We start from the raw sequence: 15,456 nt of genomic DNA on the forward strand, positions 1-15,456 counted from the left end.
CGCTGAGTCACTCTTTCAAATCAGTCGCAGCTTTCTTTTATTACGCTTTTTTAACCACAGAAGATTTGAGCTTCATAGGGCCATAACCATCAAGTTTGCAGTCAATATCGTGACCATCGGTCGCGTCTGGCAACAGGCGAATGCTTTTTGCTTTGGTGCCCACTTTGATGACGATTGAGGAACCTTTAACTTTTAAATCTTTAATCACGGTGACCGCGTCGCCATCCTGTAACTCATTACCCACCGCATCGCGAATGACGGCATCTTGGTCTTCAGCTTGCGCTGCATCCGTCTCAGCCGCCGTCCACTCGTGAGCGCACATCGGACATACCAGTAACGCACCATCTTCGTACGTATATTCAGCATCACATTTTGGACAATTAGGTAAGCTCATGATTTCCTCGGCAGCCATCGTAAATTAGGGGTATTCTGGAGCTCACATTGTACCGTAACTCGTCACCTTTAACCAATTTGTACCTTTGAAAATTGGGTGTCGGCCCCAAGCTATAGCCAAGCGATGACATTTTTTATGACTGTCGGTTTTGTGGTACTCTTTGTAGCTACATCCAGATTTAGTTTTACGCTTTTTTCTCACTCAATTTTGCTGCTCATATCTTTACTGAATACACTTTTATTAGAAGGATAATAATAATGACTCAAGTTTCAGACACATCAATACTGCCGCAGTTTGCCCAACTCACCATTCAAGGGGAAGACGCGGAAAAATTCCTTCAAGGTCAGCTCACCTGTGATGTCACCAAACTTGGACTGAGCTACCAAGCCGCCGCTATTGGTAATTTAAAAGGTCGGATTGAATTTGGTATTTGGATCAAAAAACAGGCAGAAAAACAATATGATGTGGTCATTAGTGCCGATTGTGCCGCATCTCTACAATCGCACTTGAAAAAGTTCGGAGCATTTTCTAAATTTGATACCAGCGAACCGATTGCTATTTATCCCTGTGTGCTGGCAGATGAGCCCACTTTTAGTCATAAAGAAGATCATAATACGCCTAAAGACACGCAAGCATGGATGCAATGTAGTCTTGCTACGGGCAACTATTGGATCGTTGCCGCCACTCAAGGTGAGTTCCAACCACAAGAGCTGCGCCTGCATCAGCGTGGCGGCATGGACTACGACAAAGGCTGCTACTTAGGTCAAGAAGTCATTGCTCGTATCTATTTTAAATCTGCCCCAAAAGCATTTTTACACTATATAAAAGGCTCCAGTGTAAAAGGCGCAGGTACCGCGCCAACAGCAGGGGATAAGCTGGACAAAATCCAAGTGGTCAATACCCTAACGACGACTGAGGGTTTTGAAGCGCTCGTGGTGGCTCGCCCAGAACATCTTGCTGAGAGTGAGTTGACGGTATTGGATTTACCGCCTGCCCTACAAGCAGATGTTGCTCGCGCAAAATAGCATCAGACAATGCGCACACTTCTTACCTATTTTACTAAAACGCAGCAGAGCGTCCTATGACACATATTGTGGTACTCGGAGCAGGTGTGGTGGGCGTGGCCACCGCATGGTATCTACGTCAAGCTGGTTATAATGTGACTGTGATTGAGCGCGAATCAGCGGCAGGCATGCAGACGTCCTTTGCCAACGGTGGTCAGATATCGGTCTCACATGCCACACCTTGGGCCAATCCAGCCACGCCGATGAAAGCGCTTAAGTGGCTGTTTAAAGAGGACGCGCCGTTGCTTTATCGGCTTCGTGCGGATAAAGCGCAGCTCAAATGGGCCATGCAGTTTTTGCAAGAATGCCGCGCTGACAAAGCCGATGCAAATTTGGTACAAATGGTGCGTCTGGGGCTGTATTCACGGGATGCCTTGCAACAATTGCGGGCTGATATTGGCATTGATTACGAGCAGCAAACCCGCGGTATCATGCATTTTTATACCAGTCAGGCCGAGTTTGATGCCGCTCTCAAACCCACAGAACGCATGCAAGCACTTGGCTGTGAGCGCTACGTCATTGATATCAATAACGCAGTAAGTCTGGAGCCAGCGCTTTATCACATTGCTCACAAACTCACGGGAGCGACATATACCAGTCGCGATGAATCTGGCAATGCGCACCTCTTTACCCAGCGGCTTGCGCAGCGCTGTATAGAAGCGGGCGTCCGTTTTTTATATGATACCGAGATTCTAGCTATTAATACCGACACGCAAGCCAGTCGACCGCATATCCACAGCATTACCATCAGACCCAAAGGCGAAAACGCCCAAACCTTTAGTGCTGACAGCCACGTATTGGCGCTTGGCAGTTATAGTGTGCCATTGATGAAGACGCTTGGTATTCATCTGCCTATTTTTCCTGCAAAAGGCTATTCAGCCACTTATCAAGTTAATCCTCGTGCGCCGCACCATGCTCCTTTTATCAGCCTTATTGATGACGAATTTAAGCTGGTGACTTCACGTCTTGGTAATAAATTACGAGTGGCTGGCACAGCAGAATTCAATGGCTATAATTTAGATTTAAATACGGTGCGCTGCGAAGCCATTACCAAGCGCGTGCAGCAATTATTTCCAAAAGGCATCATTGCAAACTCTGTCCAATATTGGACGGGACTGCGACCTATGACACCTTCTAATGTGCCTTTGATTGGGCGCGCCCATGTCGGTCAAGTTCGCCACGGTAGTCAAAACACTTCAGCCACCTTTGATAATCTATGGCTCAATACTGGTCATGGAACGCTTGGTTGGACACATGCCTGCGGCTCTGCAAAAGCGATTAGCTTATTAATGCAAGGTGAAATGCCCGCTGTCAATTTTGACTTTATAGGCGCAAGCGATTGACCTAATATTGACATAACATAATTAGACTTACGATCATAAAAAAGAAGGCGCTTACATTAGGTAAACGCCTTTTTTACTTTTCGATAGACTTGCAATAAAACCTAAGTTTAAGCCATTGCACTATCTATTGAGTCTTCTGATGTCGCAGTAGACATCTCGTCTGTATTAGCACCCAACGCCTCTAGCTGCACTGGCACGCCATTGACCGCCGCATTACCACTTAAGGTATCAATCAATGTATCGTCTGTCAGATCATTCACACTGACGCCAGCATGCGCTTGCGCGATCTTTTGCTTAACGCCTGTGCGTCCATGACCAAAGCCATGCGGAATACTGACAACACCCGGCATCAGCTCATCGGTCACTTCTGCTGTAATGACCACGCTGCCTACTCGAGAGGTCACTCTCACATCTTGACCGTCTTCAATACCATGGTGCTCAGCTGTTTCTGGATGCAGCATGAGCGTACAACGAGACTTGCCTTTGACCAAGCGCTGGCTGTTATGCAACCAAGAATTGTTACTGCGCACATGGCGACGACCGATGAGTAAGATTTGTGTGTCGTCATAATCTTGCATCATCGCTTGTACGCGGTCCAAATCTGCTTGATAAAAATCCACATTTAGATGAATTTTCTGATCTTTATGCTTTAAGGCTTTTGGCAGCATTGGTTTGAGTGGCCCTAAGTCCATGCCGTGTATATTTTTTTTCAATTTCTTTAAATTCAAGCCTTTATAGGGGCCGCGTCTGAGGCCTTGGTCAAGTATGAATTTTGGCCCCAAAGTACTGATGAGTAGGCGCTCAACCTTGGTAGCCATCGGTACTTTTTTATCAAGACGTTTTGCCAGCTCTAAATAAATCTGCCAATCGTGTTTGGCTTTTTTATGTTTACGAAACAAGGCGTTTGAATATTTGGCGACATTGTGGACTGCAAAGTTGTTAAAGGTCACGTCGTAATGATCGCGCTCTAATGGCGAGACAGGGGGCAAGATAATATGGGCGTGACGACTGGTTTCATTGATGAAATAATCGAGCGATACCATAAAATCTAAGTTTGCCAACGCTGTATCTAATTTTTCACCATTGGGCGTGCTCAAGACAGGATTGCCTGCAACCGTCATAAATCCTTTTAGTTGTCCCTCGCCTTCTATCAACATCTCATCCGCCATGGCAACCACTGGATAATCGCCATTGAAATCAGGCAAATTATTCACGCGGCTGTGACGCTTACCCAAATAGCCAGGACCTGAGTTATTGACCACATCTACCGCAGGGTTGGGGAACATCAAGCCACCGACTTCATCTAAGCGCCCAGTGACGATGTTCATCACCATAATCAAATATTGGCTTAACAAGCCAAACGCTTGTACTGAGACGCCCATACGTCCATAACAGACGGCGCTCGGTGCTTCACAAAACTCTGTCACCATGCGTTTGATGTCGGCTGCGGCAATACCAGTAATGCTGGCCACTGACTCTGCACTATAATCTTTGGCGAAGTCTGCGATTCGCTCAATCTCTGGGGCTAATGACGCCGCTTTATTATTGTTAAGCCGTGCTTTATCGGCATAACCTTGCGCGTAGGTTTCGTTCAGCATTGCTAGTAGCAATAACACGTCGGTCGCTGGGCGTATGAAATGATGCTCGCTTGCAATCTCTGCGGTTTCGGTCCGTCTTGGGTCAATCACCACCACTTTACCATCGCGAGCTTTGATGTCTTTTAGTTTTTGGCGCATGTTTGGTGCGGTCATAATACTGCCGTTAGACGCCAGCGGATTACCACCTATGATGAGCATATATTGGGTACGATTGATGTCAGGGACAGGGATACGTAGCATATGGCCAAATAAATGCATACTCACGATGTGATGGGGCAACTGATCGATAGAGGTAGCAGAAAAACGACTGCGCGTCTTGATGCTACCCAGTAGATGCTTAATCGTTAGCATCCCGCCCAAGTTGTGGACATTTGGATTGCCAAGATAGACACCAAGGGCGTTTTTGCCATGTTTTTGCTGTACGAATTTGATGCCTACTGCTACTTTGTCCAAGGCATCAGGCCAGCTAATTTCCTTCCAGCCATCTTTCGTTCTCTCGACAGGCTGGCGCAAACGATCAGGGTCTTCATGTAAATCCTGCAAGGCAGTCGCTTTTGGGCAAATATACCCTTGTGAGAACGGGTCATCCTTATCACCCTTAATCGATAGTACTTTGTCACCATCGTGTTTGATGACGATACCGCACATCGCTTCACACAAATTACAGGTCCGAAAATGCGTTTGTTCGTAGTCCTGTACAGCTTTGCTACTCATGGTTACGCTCCTTACTATATGTTTACGATCATCCTTGCTACATAAATTCCATTTCATAATAGTGTGATAACCATCACTTTTTTACGAGGTTGCTCACCACAGTACTTTCTATATTGATTAGTGACAGCTTTCGTGAAAAAAACTACTAAACAACACATCAAAATTTTTGCACAAGATAGCAATGGCCTGCGACCTTGAGTAACGCTGTTGATGGCAGCCTATTATCAACTCATGGACTTGCGCCACAGCCACATCAACGCAGAGATTGACTTGAGAGGCTTCAAAAGAACACTGCGCTGACGTCAATCCTTGGGCAAATATCTCTGCCCATGACTCTTTTATCTCACTAATCAAGCGACCCAAACCTTTATCTGATAAACGATCAGTGACACCGCCCTTTTGGCATCTCTCGTGATTTTCTGCCTGCGTTGTCGCGCGTAAATCATCTTCGATTAAGCGCTGAAACAGCTCGATATTCTGAAAAGCTGCATCAAAAATCATGGTCAAACAATACTGGCAACGCTGATAAAACTGCTCGCTTGTCAACGTTGTATAGTCCTTGAGCATAGTTATCCAAGCCGTACGCATGGGTGAGAGATAGTGATGTTTGAGCTGCTCACTCAACTCGTTTTGTAGCGCCTCCAAGCTATCGAAATGATTATAAAAGCTGGGCTGTGCAATACCGGCATTTTTTGCAATCTTGTTCATACTCATGCCACAAGCGCCTTCTGCACTATAGAGTTGCAACGCACTTTTTAGCAGAGCATGCCGTGTTTTAGCTTTGGCTCGCTCACGCTTTGATTCTTTAGGCACTTCAGTCGCTATATCTATCAAATTCATTGGGTCAAATGTATCCATTGTCCATTTATACGAGCTTTATAAAGTATTTACTAAATATGATGATTATTAAATATGAAAATAATTTCAACTATAAGCCTATAGTCATTTCTCTAACAAGTCCATCACTAAGTGTTTAATGCCCATACATAGATTTGGGACAAAGGTGTTGAACGACGCTATAACCGTGATTATCTTTGCTAAATTTGCTTACGGTTTTTACGTAGATTACTGAGAAAGTGCGTCAGTTATTACACAAATAAGCGGCTTATAACACAGGAGTGTAAATCACTATAATGGAGAAACACTCTAAACATTGCCTATACAGACAAGTCGATTAGGAATGCCTATATTAGATATCACCAGTTGGCTTATATATGAGCTTGCTGAGTAAAAAGTTAATGAATAAAAGACAGATGGAACAATTGTCTTTACAACCACTTTGATAATAATAGAAGGAATATAATAATGAACGAACATACTCTAAAAGGTGACTGGAACCAAATGAAAGGCTCAGTAAAACAAAAATGGGCTGATCTTACTGATGACGATCTACTACATGTCGAAGGCAGTCGTGACAAGTTAGTAGGTAAAGTCCAAGAACGTTACGGTCACAATAAAGAAGACGCTGAACGTGAAGTTGATGCTTGGCGCACTGAAAATAAATACTAATTTTATCTAATTATTGCTTTGTAAAAGTTAAACTGCATTACGAGCAATAAATAGAACGAGTAATAGATAGATTAAAAATACCAGACAATAAAAAACCGTATGAGGATTCATACGGTTTTTTTAGTTTGCACAATTCATAAAGAATCAAACGATTGTGTATTTGGCATATGTTATTAAGATGATAAATAAATAAGCAAAATCCAGATACGATAAAACCGCATAACACTCTTGTTATGCGGTTTTATTGTTAACCATCCATGTTACCTATCACCACTGCTTCCTATGCATCCTTGCATGATATTCAGTATATCGTGATACTGGGCATCCTACCCTTTTTACTACACTAAACAGCATACTACCGCTGTCACTGGCAAAACTTATGTGTCCTTACTTCATTTATCATCATCATCCTGATTCTAATAAATGACTCATTATCCTTAATGCGGTTCACTCAATCCTTGAGTCACACTTCCTAATGCCGTATGAACATAATGCTTGAATCCTAACCTGCTGTTAAGTCGCGTAAGCGTCATTGCATGTAAGCATATGCTTACAACACTCTCATTATTAAACAATAATTACAACTTATTAACGCATAGGACACGTAATATCAAGCTTTGTCACTTATGATAGATAATGTAAGAAAAGATTTCTAAATACGAAAATCATCTTTTAATTACCTTTAAAAGCTACCTGATATACGTATTTTGAAATGTGATTTTTTACCATTCATAACATGCAATACCTTTTTGGCCACTAATAACCTCACTATTAGCCAGCTATTTTAACCCTATCATAGGACATTGGATTATGAACTTCTCAAACCTTTTTTCATTTAAGACAGTGGTCTCTACGAGCCTGGTCGCTGCACTATTAGGTACTACTGTCGGCTGTACCGTTGCAGGTCCAGGTTATGGCTATGACAATCGCCCTGTTTATCGTGATAATAGTAATAACGACAATGCCAATTACAATCGCGCTAAGCAGCAACTACGTGAAAACTTGCGCCGTCAAGGCTATCAAGTCATGGATATCAGGTCTGATAACTACCGCGGTGATCGCACCCTAACGGCCCATGTTAGAAAAGACAATCAGAACTATGAGCGTCAGTACGCCTACCCTAGCCTTAGACTGATTAGCTCAAATAGAACTGGTTGGTCAAATAATGGGGAGCACAATAAATATGATAAAAAGCATCCTAATAAAAATAAGTACAAGAACAAGGGCAAACATAAAGACAAGTATCATGATAAGCATAACAAGCATCGTTGGTCTTAAGGCGCGTTTACGCTTTTGACATCCCTACGCTATGGATGCTTTAGGTCAAATAAACCCACTGTTTGTTTATTTGACCTTTTTTATGCTTTAAAAAACCTTAATACCTTTAAAATTCCAATACCTTAATCACATCATAGGCGGGCGTTTCATAAGGGTGGGTATGTTTTAATGCAGCAATGGTCGCTTCAATGGCGTTTTCCTCAACCACCATCTCCACTCGCCACTCTTCAACAGTTTCAAGGCGATTGTGTGTGCCAATATGCGGTGTACTACCAGTCAATGGCATGAATTGTCCTGTGCCCTGCACTTGCCAGCAGCACTGTTCATAATCACCGATCGTTCCTGCGCCCGCGGCAAACAAAGCCGACTTTACTGTATCTAAGGCGTCATTGGGAATGAATACTGTCAGCTTATACATGTCTCTACCTCATAAAATGGCATTAAGATAAAAGTGGCTATGTGCACAGCATTTGCACAGATGCCTATTTTTTGGATAAAGAAGGGTGATCTGTCCATACATAGCGTAATAGCCAGTCTTTGGCGTCACCAGCATAATCGATTCCAATACGAGGGCGCAATGATATGGGCGGTGCACAGCCATCATCTTCTATCCAGACATCGGATGTAGGCTCAATTGATTTTCCATATAAGTCACGGTCAATCTGCAAACGTTTTGTGAGTTTGCCCGGACCTGCAAACTGTTTGGGATGAGTCAGTTGCTTGTCTGCGCTTTGATATTGCTCATCACTCAGACGATCACTATCTTCTGTCAAAAACCCTGCTCGAATCAAAACCGATTCAGGCGACTCGGCTGCCGCTGTAATCATATTGAGTAAGTGATGGATGCCATAGGTTAGATAGACATAAAATACGCCGCCTTGTGCATACATGATCTCAGTGCGTTCCGTACGCGTTCCTGCATGGGAATGACAGGCAGGATCTTCTAAACCAATATAGGCTTCGGTCTCAGAAATGCGCATTCGCAAAACTTTTTCTGATCCGTCGCTGTCGGTCAGTTTTCGACATAGGACCTTACCTACCAAATCAGCGGCCACCACACAGGTTGGACGAGTAAACCATGTTGGCTCTAACACAGTTGATGAAGCAGTAGACATTAGCGAAGCCTTTTCTTACTTGTGAAATTGGAAGTTATATACTTGTGCTCATGGTGTATTCCTGACGTCCTGTATGCTCATCAATTTGTTCGCTGACAACAGTAAAACCTTGCGATAGATAAAAGTTAAAACTTGGCTCATTTTCTTTATAAACAGAAAGAACAATATTTTCCCTTTGCTTTTTTGCATGGTTCATTAATTGCTTACCGATACCTGCTCTCTGACTCTCAGGAGATACAAAAATAGCAGCCAAAGTATTTTCATGTAAAGAATAAAAACCTAGTACTTTGGACTCTCTTTCGTAAACATAATTTTCTGAAGCTGGTATGTAGATATTCCGCATATTATTTACTTGCGACCTCCAAAAATCAGGCGCAATAAAATCATGTGCTTCGATAGACGCTCTTAACCAAATATCCAACAATATTTCGATGTCATCTTTTCTGTATTTTCTAATCATCTCTAATTTCAACTCATAAATAAGAATTTAGGGTATACTCTAATATGATAATATCTTTTTAACATTTAGTAGTTTGGCTGGTTCATATCTTTGTCTATCAGAGTAGAGTGGTCAATTTTAAATATCGGATACACCTCAATAATAATTCTTTTAGCGTATGGCTCTTGATAGTTCAAGTATGCTCAATATTAATGTTTCATCTTGATATATAAGCAGATATAGCTGAAGGCTTAATATCTGTATAGTGCGCCAATTGTAAATAGACTATGACTATTTTAGTACGTTAAGACGTCGATACTATTGGCCTACAACCAAAAATTCAAGTCCTCATTAGGAAACCCAAATTAATTTAATACCATAAAAAAACTGAGCACATGGCTCAGTTTTTTTGATGTTAATTATCGAACCTTTAGCTCAGTGGCACACCAATACGGTTAGCTACTTCTTCATAGGCTTCGATCACATCGCCTAGTGACTGACGGAAACGATCCTTATCCAGTTTCTTCTTAGTCGTCTTGTCCCAAATGCGACAACCATCTGGAGAGAACTCATCTCCTAATACGATGCGGTCATGGAATACGCCAAATTCTAATTTAAAATCAACCAGTATCAAATCGCCTGCTTCAAACAACGCTTCTAATACATCATTAACTTGATATGTCAGCTCTTTCATTCTAGCCAGCTGTTCTTCAGTTGCCCATTCCAGCGATACTGACAGTGATTCATTGACCATCGGGTCACCAAGGGCATCATCTTTGTAAAACAATTCATAAGTAGGCGGCGTCAATGCTTGGCCTTCTTCTAAGCCCAAACGACGAACCAAACTACCTGCCGCAAAGTTGCGAACCACGCACTCAACTGGAATCATGTCCAAACGCTTGACCAATACTTCGTCATCAGACAACTGCTTTTCGAAATGCGTTTCAATGCCGGCATCCGCCAATTTTTGCATGATAAAAGCGTTAAAGCGATTGTTGACGACACCTTTGCGTGCCAATTGTTCGATACGCTTGCCATCAAGCGCTGAGGTATCATCACGGAAATGTAGAATCAAAAGATCATTGTCTTCTGTTTCATAGACAGATTTGGCTTTGCCTTTATACAGCAGTTGTTGCTTTTGCATGAGAGGAGTCCTGTTCGTTCAAGCTTATGTGGTAAAAACGCGCAGCTACCGCTGAGTCTTTATATTACTACATTAATCTCATTAGATTAATTGCAATAAAAGCCAGCGGTATAAAGAAGGAAATAGAATTAGTTTACGGGTGTGCTCACCGTGCGCTGAGGTTTTGGCAGTTGATACTGACTACCTGATTCATTCTGTAGTGTCAGCGTATTTGCCCCTGCATTTGGCGTTGGGTACAGTGGTACAAATGGGGCCGTTTCTTTGTCAGCTGGTAGCGCTATTGGCGCAAGCTTTTTGCTTTGCTGATATTCTAAACTGCCATTGTCACGCTTACCAAGCACGTTTTTCACACTTTGGCAGCCGCTTAATACGATGGTGCTACCTAAAATTAGGGTCAACATCGCAGGGAATATTTTTGCAGTCTTTGATGATACTGTCATCATGTTATCTCTCTGAGTTAGCAATGATTGCTCATTTGAGCAATTGGCTTATTGTGTTCACAAGATCTTAGATAGTCATGCAATGCTTATGTTATCACTCATATGCTTCGCAATTATCTGCTCAATTTTACAATAAGTTCGCTTTGACTAAGGCGTTATCAATGGTCGCATGATGTTGTTCTGCCAACCATACTAATGGTAAGCGAATACCTGTATCTATCATGCCCATTTTATGCAGGGCGTATTTCGCTGGAATGGGGCTCGACTCAATAAATAAATCACGGTGTAAGTGCTTAACGACATCATGGGCTTTATTGGCCGCATCAAAATCACCGCGTAAGCCTGCGGCAAAAGTATCGCTCATGGCTTTTGGCGCGACGTTGGCAGTGACTGAAATATTGCCTTTACCGCCAAATTTCATCAACTCAAGCGCTGTACCATCATCGCCTGATAGCACAACCATTCTATCACCAACCGCTTTGATGAGTTGCTCACCGCGTAGTGCAGAACCGGTAGCGTCTTTAATCGCAACGATATTTTCGATATCAGCCAAACGTTCAACCGTTTCTTGAGCAATATCCACGACTGTGCGTCCAGGGACATTATAAAGCATCTGAGGTATATTGACCGCCTTGGCAATCGCTTGATAATGCTGATATATGCCTTCTTGAGGGGGCTTATTATAGTAAGGCGCGACCAACAAGGCACAGTCTGCACCAGCATCTGCTGCATCCTGAGTCAGTTTAATCGCTTCCATCGTATTGTTAGCACCTGTTCCAGCGATAACCGGTACGCGACCTTTGACATGCTGCACAAAATAGCGAATGACATCGCTGTGCTCTTGCATAGATAGGGTTGCCGACTCACCAGTGGTACCGACAGCAACAAGACAATGAGTGCCTTGCTCAATCTGCCAATCTATGAGGTCTGCCAGACGTTTATAATCAACCGTGCCGTCAGGGTGCATGGGCGTTACCAAGGCTACCATTGAGCCTTGTAGTCGGGTTTTGATCTCGTCGTATGCTGTGCTCATAACCGTGCCTTACTGTATTATCCTAGCTTTTGTCAAAGCTGTCACATGATAGGTCGTTTGCAAGTGTCCATTGTTATGGTAGCACCCATGAATGTGTGCACTTATAAAGACCATGGCCAATTTCTTGCTTGATAACTTCTTGCTCAATATTATGCTGAGTATTTGGCTGTTATTTATGACATTGATAGCGTAGATTTTGAACGCTAACACCAGTATTGGCGGTATTGTTGCCAATCACCAAATATGCCTTTTAAATAAGAAACCCATAATAATAAAATCGCCTGCTAGTGTAGCATATTTTGATTTAACCGCTATCAATCAATTACCCGTCAATAGCATTAATGAATACCAAATCGCCTCTTATTTTTCTTTTTAATTATGATAGCGATGGCCTCAACCTCATATTTTTTCGGCTTAATTAGCGAATGGTCAACACATCGATAGTAGGACGATATAAGCGAAAAGGCAAGCCTCGCGTACCGACACCACTACTCACAAATATCTGTGCGCTACCATATTGATATAAACCGTGCTGTTTACTCATACGGTTGTTTCTTAGCAAGGCGGAGCGTTCTTTATTGCGCTGGATATTTTTTTGTTTTTGCGCCAACCATATATTTTTTTGAGTTGTTTTTGCCGCACCCGTGATCAATAAAGGGCGTGGTTGCACCGATCTTGGCAAATGACTAATACTATCAAATCGTGATGCTAAAATAATAACAGGCTGAGAGGCATGAGTAATCTTGTCAGCAAGCGCCGCTTTGGCTGCTTTACTGGGAGTTTCAACCTCAGTCGTTAGTTGAGGAATATCTTGCCAGCCGCACAGCAATGCGACCACAGGATTATTTTTTGTGCTTTTTTTCTTGGTTAGCTTTTGAGCATTTTGGGAGTAACTTGACACGCTGGGCACTGAATGGCCCTTTGCAGTTGCCGCGCAGGTCAGGGGCAATGACGTACACTGCTGACCAATATAACTGATATCCAGTATGTCAAAAGCGCTGGCCAACGTATCTTCTAATAGAGGCTGACCTTGCTTGGTGGTATTAATCGACTGATAACGCAGATCTGAGACGCTCATCACAGTATAGATGGGCTTATTCACACCTTTGAATAGCATGAGCTGTCCAACCAAATCAGCGCTTGGGTAATACAACCAGTCGCCTGTAATCATGACCGCATCCGCTGATAGCGCATTGATGGTAGCAACCAATTTTCGAATGTGGCGCGGCTTGCCACTATATAAACCAATACGTAAATCCGCCAGTACAGCAACGGTCAGTGGTGAGGACAAACTCAAATCAACCGCATGATGCTCTACGCGCAAACGATTGGGCTGTACAATCACTGTATAAAAATACAACCCCATGACCAGTATTGCCAAGACTAAGAATGATACGGAGTCTTGCATCATCGGTAGCGTCTTTTGTAACCACCCCAAAACCAACAGCACTATCCAAACAGGCATGGTATAAGCAGCATAATACAATATCAACTTAATCCAAATGCGTAAAAAACGCTTGGTGGGATTGGCATTGAATGTCTGTAGCCCTGACCACAGTACTATATACGCTAGCAATGCTGCTGCCGTAGAAGTACTGAGTATATAAAAAGCATGGTCAGTCATAATTACCTGGTAGTTACTGAAGAATAGGAGCCTATCAAATGGCTTACTCTATGTTAGAACGCATTGAGCAATAAATCTATCACTCATGGCGTCAGTTAGTGACGGCTTTTGGTCATTTGCCAAAAAAATCAGCCATTATAGAGGTCAAGCTCTGTGATAGACAAGTACAATTATCGACTCGCTCTCCATACTATCCTGAAGCCCAGTCTCTATTATTGCATCTGCGACAGTGCTACTTACTCAATACGCAGACCGATAATACCAGGCACACCTTGACGAATAACCTCGATGGTCACCACACCTTTTTTGGGTAATGATGAGATCGCACTTGAAAAATCTGCCACTTTTCTGATTGGTTTTTGGTGGAAATTGGTAATCACATCGCCTGCCATGATACCAGATCGCGCTGCCAAACCAGTTGGATCAACGGTGGTCACCAAGATACCTGAGCTTTTGTCTACACTGATCTCTGCTTGTTCATCGGCTGTCAGGTTACGTAGACGCAAACCTAGTTGTATATCGTTACTTTGCTGATCGCCACCTTGTGCTCGCACGTCATCGGGTGCATAAGTAAGCTTGCCACTCACTGTCATCTGCTGACCGTTACGTTGGATTTGGGCGCGAAATGTATCGCTGGGTTTTGCACGATTTAGCAGATTGAGTAAGTCTGAGGCACGCATGATTTGTACATCATTATATTGCAAAATGATATCGCCCGATTTTAGACCTGCTTTTTGAGCGGGTGAATCTGGAGAGACACGGGTCAATAACGCCCCTTGCGGACGTGCTAAATTGTAAGCTTCTGCCAAATTGCGATCAATATCTTGAGGATAAATACCCATATAGGCGCGCGCCACTTCTCCGTTCGTTTTTATCTGCTCATAAATATCCATAGCAGCATCAATCGGAATCGAGAAGGACAGCCCCATATAGCCGCCAGTACCACTGAAGATACGTGAGTTAATACCAATCACTTCACCGCGCTGGTTAAACAATGGACCACCTGAATTGCCAGGGTTGAGTGCCACATCGGTTTGGATAAAAGGTACACTGATCTCGCGTGAAAAGCTGCGTGATTTGGCACTGACAATGCCCGCTGATGCGGAATAATCAAAACCGAATGGCGAACCAATAGCAAGTACAGGCTCCCCTACTTTTAGCGCACTTGAATCCCCAATGGGTAGCGCTGGGAACTGACTGCCTGCCACCTTAAGTACTGCCACATCTGAGCGCTCATCACTACCCACCAAGGTCACATCCAGCTCTGTTCTGTCATTGAGCGTGACCGTGATTTTATCAGCCCCTTCTATCACATGATGATTGGTCAGCATATAGCCATCAGAAGTCACAAAAAAAGCCGTGCCATAAGCATGCTCAACCGCTGGAGTGGTGGCCTGATCTGGAATACGTAGGCGGTCACCAAAGAATTGTCGCAATAATTCGGCCGTTTGCGCTTTGGCAAGCTCCTCCTCACTGACTGTTTTTGTGACGTTGACACGTGCAACCGCAGGCGTGACTTGTTGTACGAGATTAGAAAAATCCGCTGTGGTTACGGCGGCTTGAGCAGAAGTCAAGGTCGTTGCAGTGATGCCAGTTGCCATCGCTGTGCCAACAGCAAGCGCCAATGCACTGCGGCGTAACCAATGTTGCATACTAAGTTTAGTGCGCGCTTTGAATATAGTGATAGGCATATCGTCCTCTGCATGAATGGTCAATTATTATTAAGGGCCATATTGGCTGTTATCGGTCGTGACTTGTATA

15 protein-coding genes are annotated in these 15,456 nt (G+C 43.4%); 4 read left to right on the forward strand and 11 right to left on the reverse strand.

Features of this window, described 5'->3' with window-relative positions:
- Window positions 1–40: 40 nt before the first annotated feature.
- Window positions 41–394: a zinc ribbon domain-containing protein YjdM gene (locus FW759_RS07335; protein ID WP_057758016.1), complete on the reverse strand. Its 354-nt coding sequence runs from the start codon at window positions 392–394 to the stop codon at window positions 41–43.
- A gap of 257 nt (window positions 395–651) precedes the next feature.
- Here FW759_RS07335 and ygfZ point away from each other — a divergent pair, with 257 nt between their 5' ends.
- Together ygfZ and FW759_RS07345 are read left to right on the forward strand one after the other, a co-directional pair.
- The gene (ygfZ, locus tag FW759_RS07340) at window positions 652–1,419 is read left to right on the forward strand and encodes a CAF17-like 4Fe-4S cluster assembly/insertion protein YgfZ (protein ID WP_446442590.1); all 768 of its coding nucleotides are present in this window, start codon (window positions 652–654) and stop codon (window positions 1,417–1,419) included.
- A gap of 56 nt (window positions 1,420–1,475) precedes the next feature.
- Entirely contained in the window at window positions 1,476–2,801 is a 1,326-nt protein-coding gene (locus FW759_RS07345; RefSeq protein ID WP_446442591.1) for a D-amino acid dehydrogenase, read from the forward strand.
- A 107-nt stretch (window positions 2,802–2,908) separates the two neighbouring features.
- Here the strand turns inward: FW759_RS07345 and FW759_RS07350 are convergent, their stop codons facing one another.
- Window positions 2,909–5,113: a molybdopterin oxidoreductase family protein gene (locus FW759_RS07350; protein ID WP_446442592.1), complete on the reverse strand. Its 2,205-nt coding sequence runs from the start codon at window positions 5,111–5,113 to the stop codon at window positions 2,909–2,911.
- Window positions 5,114–5,230: 117 nt separating this feature from the next.
- Complete coding sequence (locus tag FW759_RS07355) at window positions 5,231–5,971, reverse strand: TetR/AcrR family transcriptional regulator (RefSeq protein WP_446442593.1); 741 nt, start codon at window positions 5,969–5,971, stop codon at window positions 5,231–5,233.
- A 447-nt stretch (window positions 5,972–6,418) separates the two neighbouring features.
- Here FW759_RS07355 and FW759_RS07360 point away from each other — a divergent pair, with 447 nt between their 5' ends.
- Together FW759_RS07360 and FW759_RS07365 are read left to right on the forward strand one after the other, a co-directional pair.
- The gene (locus FW759_RS07360) at window positions 6,419–6,622 is read left to right on the forward strand and encodes a CsbD family protein (protein WP_062843613.1); all 204 of its coding nucleotides are present in this window, start codon (window positions 6,419–6,421) and stop codon (window positions 6,620–6,622) included.
- A gap of 810 nt (window positions 6,623–7,432) precedes the next feature.
- Window positions 7,433–7,900, forward strand: coding sequence for a hypothetical protein (locus FW759_RS07365; RefSeq protein ID WP_443567127.1), 468 nt, complete (start codon window positions 7,433–7,435; stop codon window positions 7,898–7,900).
- A gap of 106 nt (window positions 7,901–8,006) precedes the next feature.
- Here FW759_RS07365 and FW759_RS07370 read toward each other — a convergent pair whose 3' ends face one another.
- The 8 genes from FW759_RS07370 to FW759_RS07405 form a co-directional block, all read right to left on the reverse strand.
- Window positions 8,007–8,318: an NGG1p interacting factor NIF3 gene (locus FW759_RS07370; RefSeq protein ID WP_446442594.1), complete on the reverse strand. Its 312-nt coding sequence runs from the start codon at window positions 8,316–8,318 to the stop codon at window positions 8,007–8,009.
- 64 nt (window positions 8,319–8,382) lie between these two features.
- Entirely contained in the window at window positions 8,383–9,015 is a 633-nt protein-coding gene (locus tag FW759_RS07375; protein ID WP_446442595.1) for a DNA-3-methyladenine glycosylase, read from the reverse strand.
- A gap of 34 nt (window positions 9,016–9,049) precedes the next feature.
- Window positions 9,050–9,475, reverse strand: coding sequence for an N-acetyltransferase (locus FW759_RS07380; protein ID WP_446442596.1), 426 nt, complete (start codon window positions 9,473–9,475; stop codon window positions 9,050–9,052).
- A 409-nt stretch (window positions 9,476–9,884) separates the two neighbouring features.
- Entirely contained in the window at window positions 9,885–10,598 is a 714-nt protein-coding gene (purC, locus tag FW759_RS07385; protein ID WP_446442597.1) for a phosphoribosylaminoimidazolesuccinocarboxamide synthase, read from the reverse strand.
- A gap of 128 nt (window positions 10,599–10,726) precedes the next feature.
- The gene (locus FW759_RS07390; protein WP_446442598.1) at window positions 10,727–11,041 is read right to left on the reverse strand and encodes a hypothetical protein; all 315 of its coding nucleotides are present in this window, start codon (window positions 11,039–11,041) and stop codon (window positions 10,727–10,729) included.
- Between the two features lie 124 nt (window positions 11,042–11,165).
- A complete protein-coding gene (gene dapA / locus FW759_RS07395) occupies window positions 11,166–12,071 on the reverse strand; it encodes a 4-hydroxy-tetrahydrodipicolinate synthase (protein ID WP_062843606.1) in 906 nt (301 codons plus the stop codon).
- Between the two features lie 418 nt (window positions 12,072–12,489).
- The gene (locus FW759_RS07400; protein WP_446442599.1) at window positions 12,490–13,695 is read right to left on the reverse strand and encodes a hypothetical protein; all 1,206 of its coding nucleotides are present in this window, start codon (window positions 13,693–13,695) and stop codon (window positions 12,490–12,492) included.
- A gap of 236 nt (window positions 13,696–13,931) precedes the next feature.
- Complete coding sequence (locus tag FW759_RS07405) at window positions 13,932–15,296, reverse strand: Do family serine endopeptidase (RefSeq protein WP_446442622.1); 1,365 nt, start codon at window positions 15,294–15,296, stop codon at window positions 13,932–13,934.
- Window positions 15,297–15,456: the final 160 nt, after the last annotated feature.

It is taken from the genome of Psychrobacter sp. 1176_08 (assembly GCF_052850615.1).

What these genes read in the sequence shown, in the direction of transcription:
- FW759_RS07335 (WP_057758016.1), bottom strand. Translation starts at nt 394, where the DNA reads ATGAGCTTACCTAATTGTCCAAAATGTGATGCTGAATATACGTACGAA.
- ygfZ (WP_446442590.1), top strand. Translation starts at nt 652, where the DNA reads ATGACTCAAGTTTCAGACACATCAATACTGCCGCAGTTTGCCCAACTC.
- FW759_RS07345 (WP_446442591.1), top strand. Translation starts at nt 1,476, where the DNA reads ATGACACATATTGTGGTACTCGGAGCAGGTGTGGTGGGCGTGGCCACC.
- FW759_RS07350 (WP_446442592.1), bottom strand. Translation starts at nt 5,113, where the DNA reads ATGAGTAGCAAAGCTGTACAGGACTACGAACAAACGCATTTTCGGACC.
- FW759_RS07355 (WP_446442593.1), bottom strand. Translation starts at nt 5,971, where the DNA reads ATGGATACATTTGACCCAATGAATTTGATAGATATAGCGACTGAAGTG.
- FW759_RS07360 (WP_062843613.1), top strand. Translation starts at nt 6,419, where the DNA reads ATGAACGAACATACTCTAAAAGGTGACTGGAACCAAATGAAAGGCTCA.
- FW759_RS07365 (WP_443567127.1), top strand. Translation starts at nt 7,433, where the DNA reads ATGAACTTCTCAAACCTTTTTTCATTTAAGACAGTGGTCTCTACGAGC.
- FW759_RS07370 (WP_446442594.1), bottom strand. Translation starts at nt 8,318, where the DNA reads ATGTATAAGCTGACAGTATTCATTCCCAATGACGCCTTAGATACAGTA.
- FW759_RS07375 (WP_446442595.1), bottom strand. Translation starts at nt 9,015, where the DNA reads ATGTCTACTGCTTCATCAACTGTGTTAGAGCCAACATGGTTTACTCGT.
- FW759_RS07380 (WP_446442596.1), bottom strand. Translation starts at nt 9,475, where the DNA reads ATGATTAGAAAATACAGAAAAGATGACATCGAAATATTGTTGGATATT.
- purC (WP_446442597.1), bottom strand. Translation starts at nt 10,598, where the DNA reads ATGCAAAAGCAACAACTGCTGTATAAAGGCAAAGCCAAATCTGTCTAT.
- FW759_RS07390 (WP_446442598.1), bottom strand. Translation starts at nt 11,041, where the DNA reads ATGATGACAGTATCATCAAAGACTGCAAAAATATTCCCTGCGATGTTG.
- dapA (WP_062843606.1), bottom strand. Translation starts at nt 12,071, where the DNA reads ATGAGCACAGCATACGACGAGATCAAAACCCGACTACAAGGCTCAATG.
- FW759_RS07400 (WP_446442599.1), bottom strand. Translation starts at nt 13,695, where the DNA reads ATGACTGACCATGCTTTTTATATACTCAGTACTTCTACGGCAGCAGCA.
- FW759_RS07405 (WP_446442622.1), bottom strand. Translation starts at nt 15,296, where the DNA reads ATGGCAACTGGCATCACTGCAACGACCTTGACTTCTGCTCAAGCCGCC.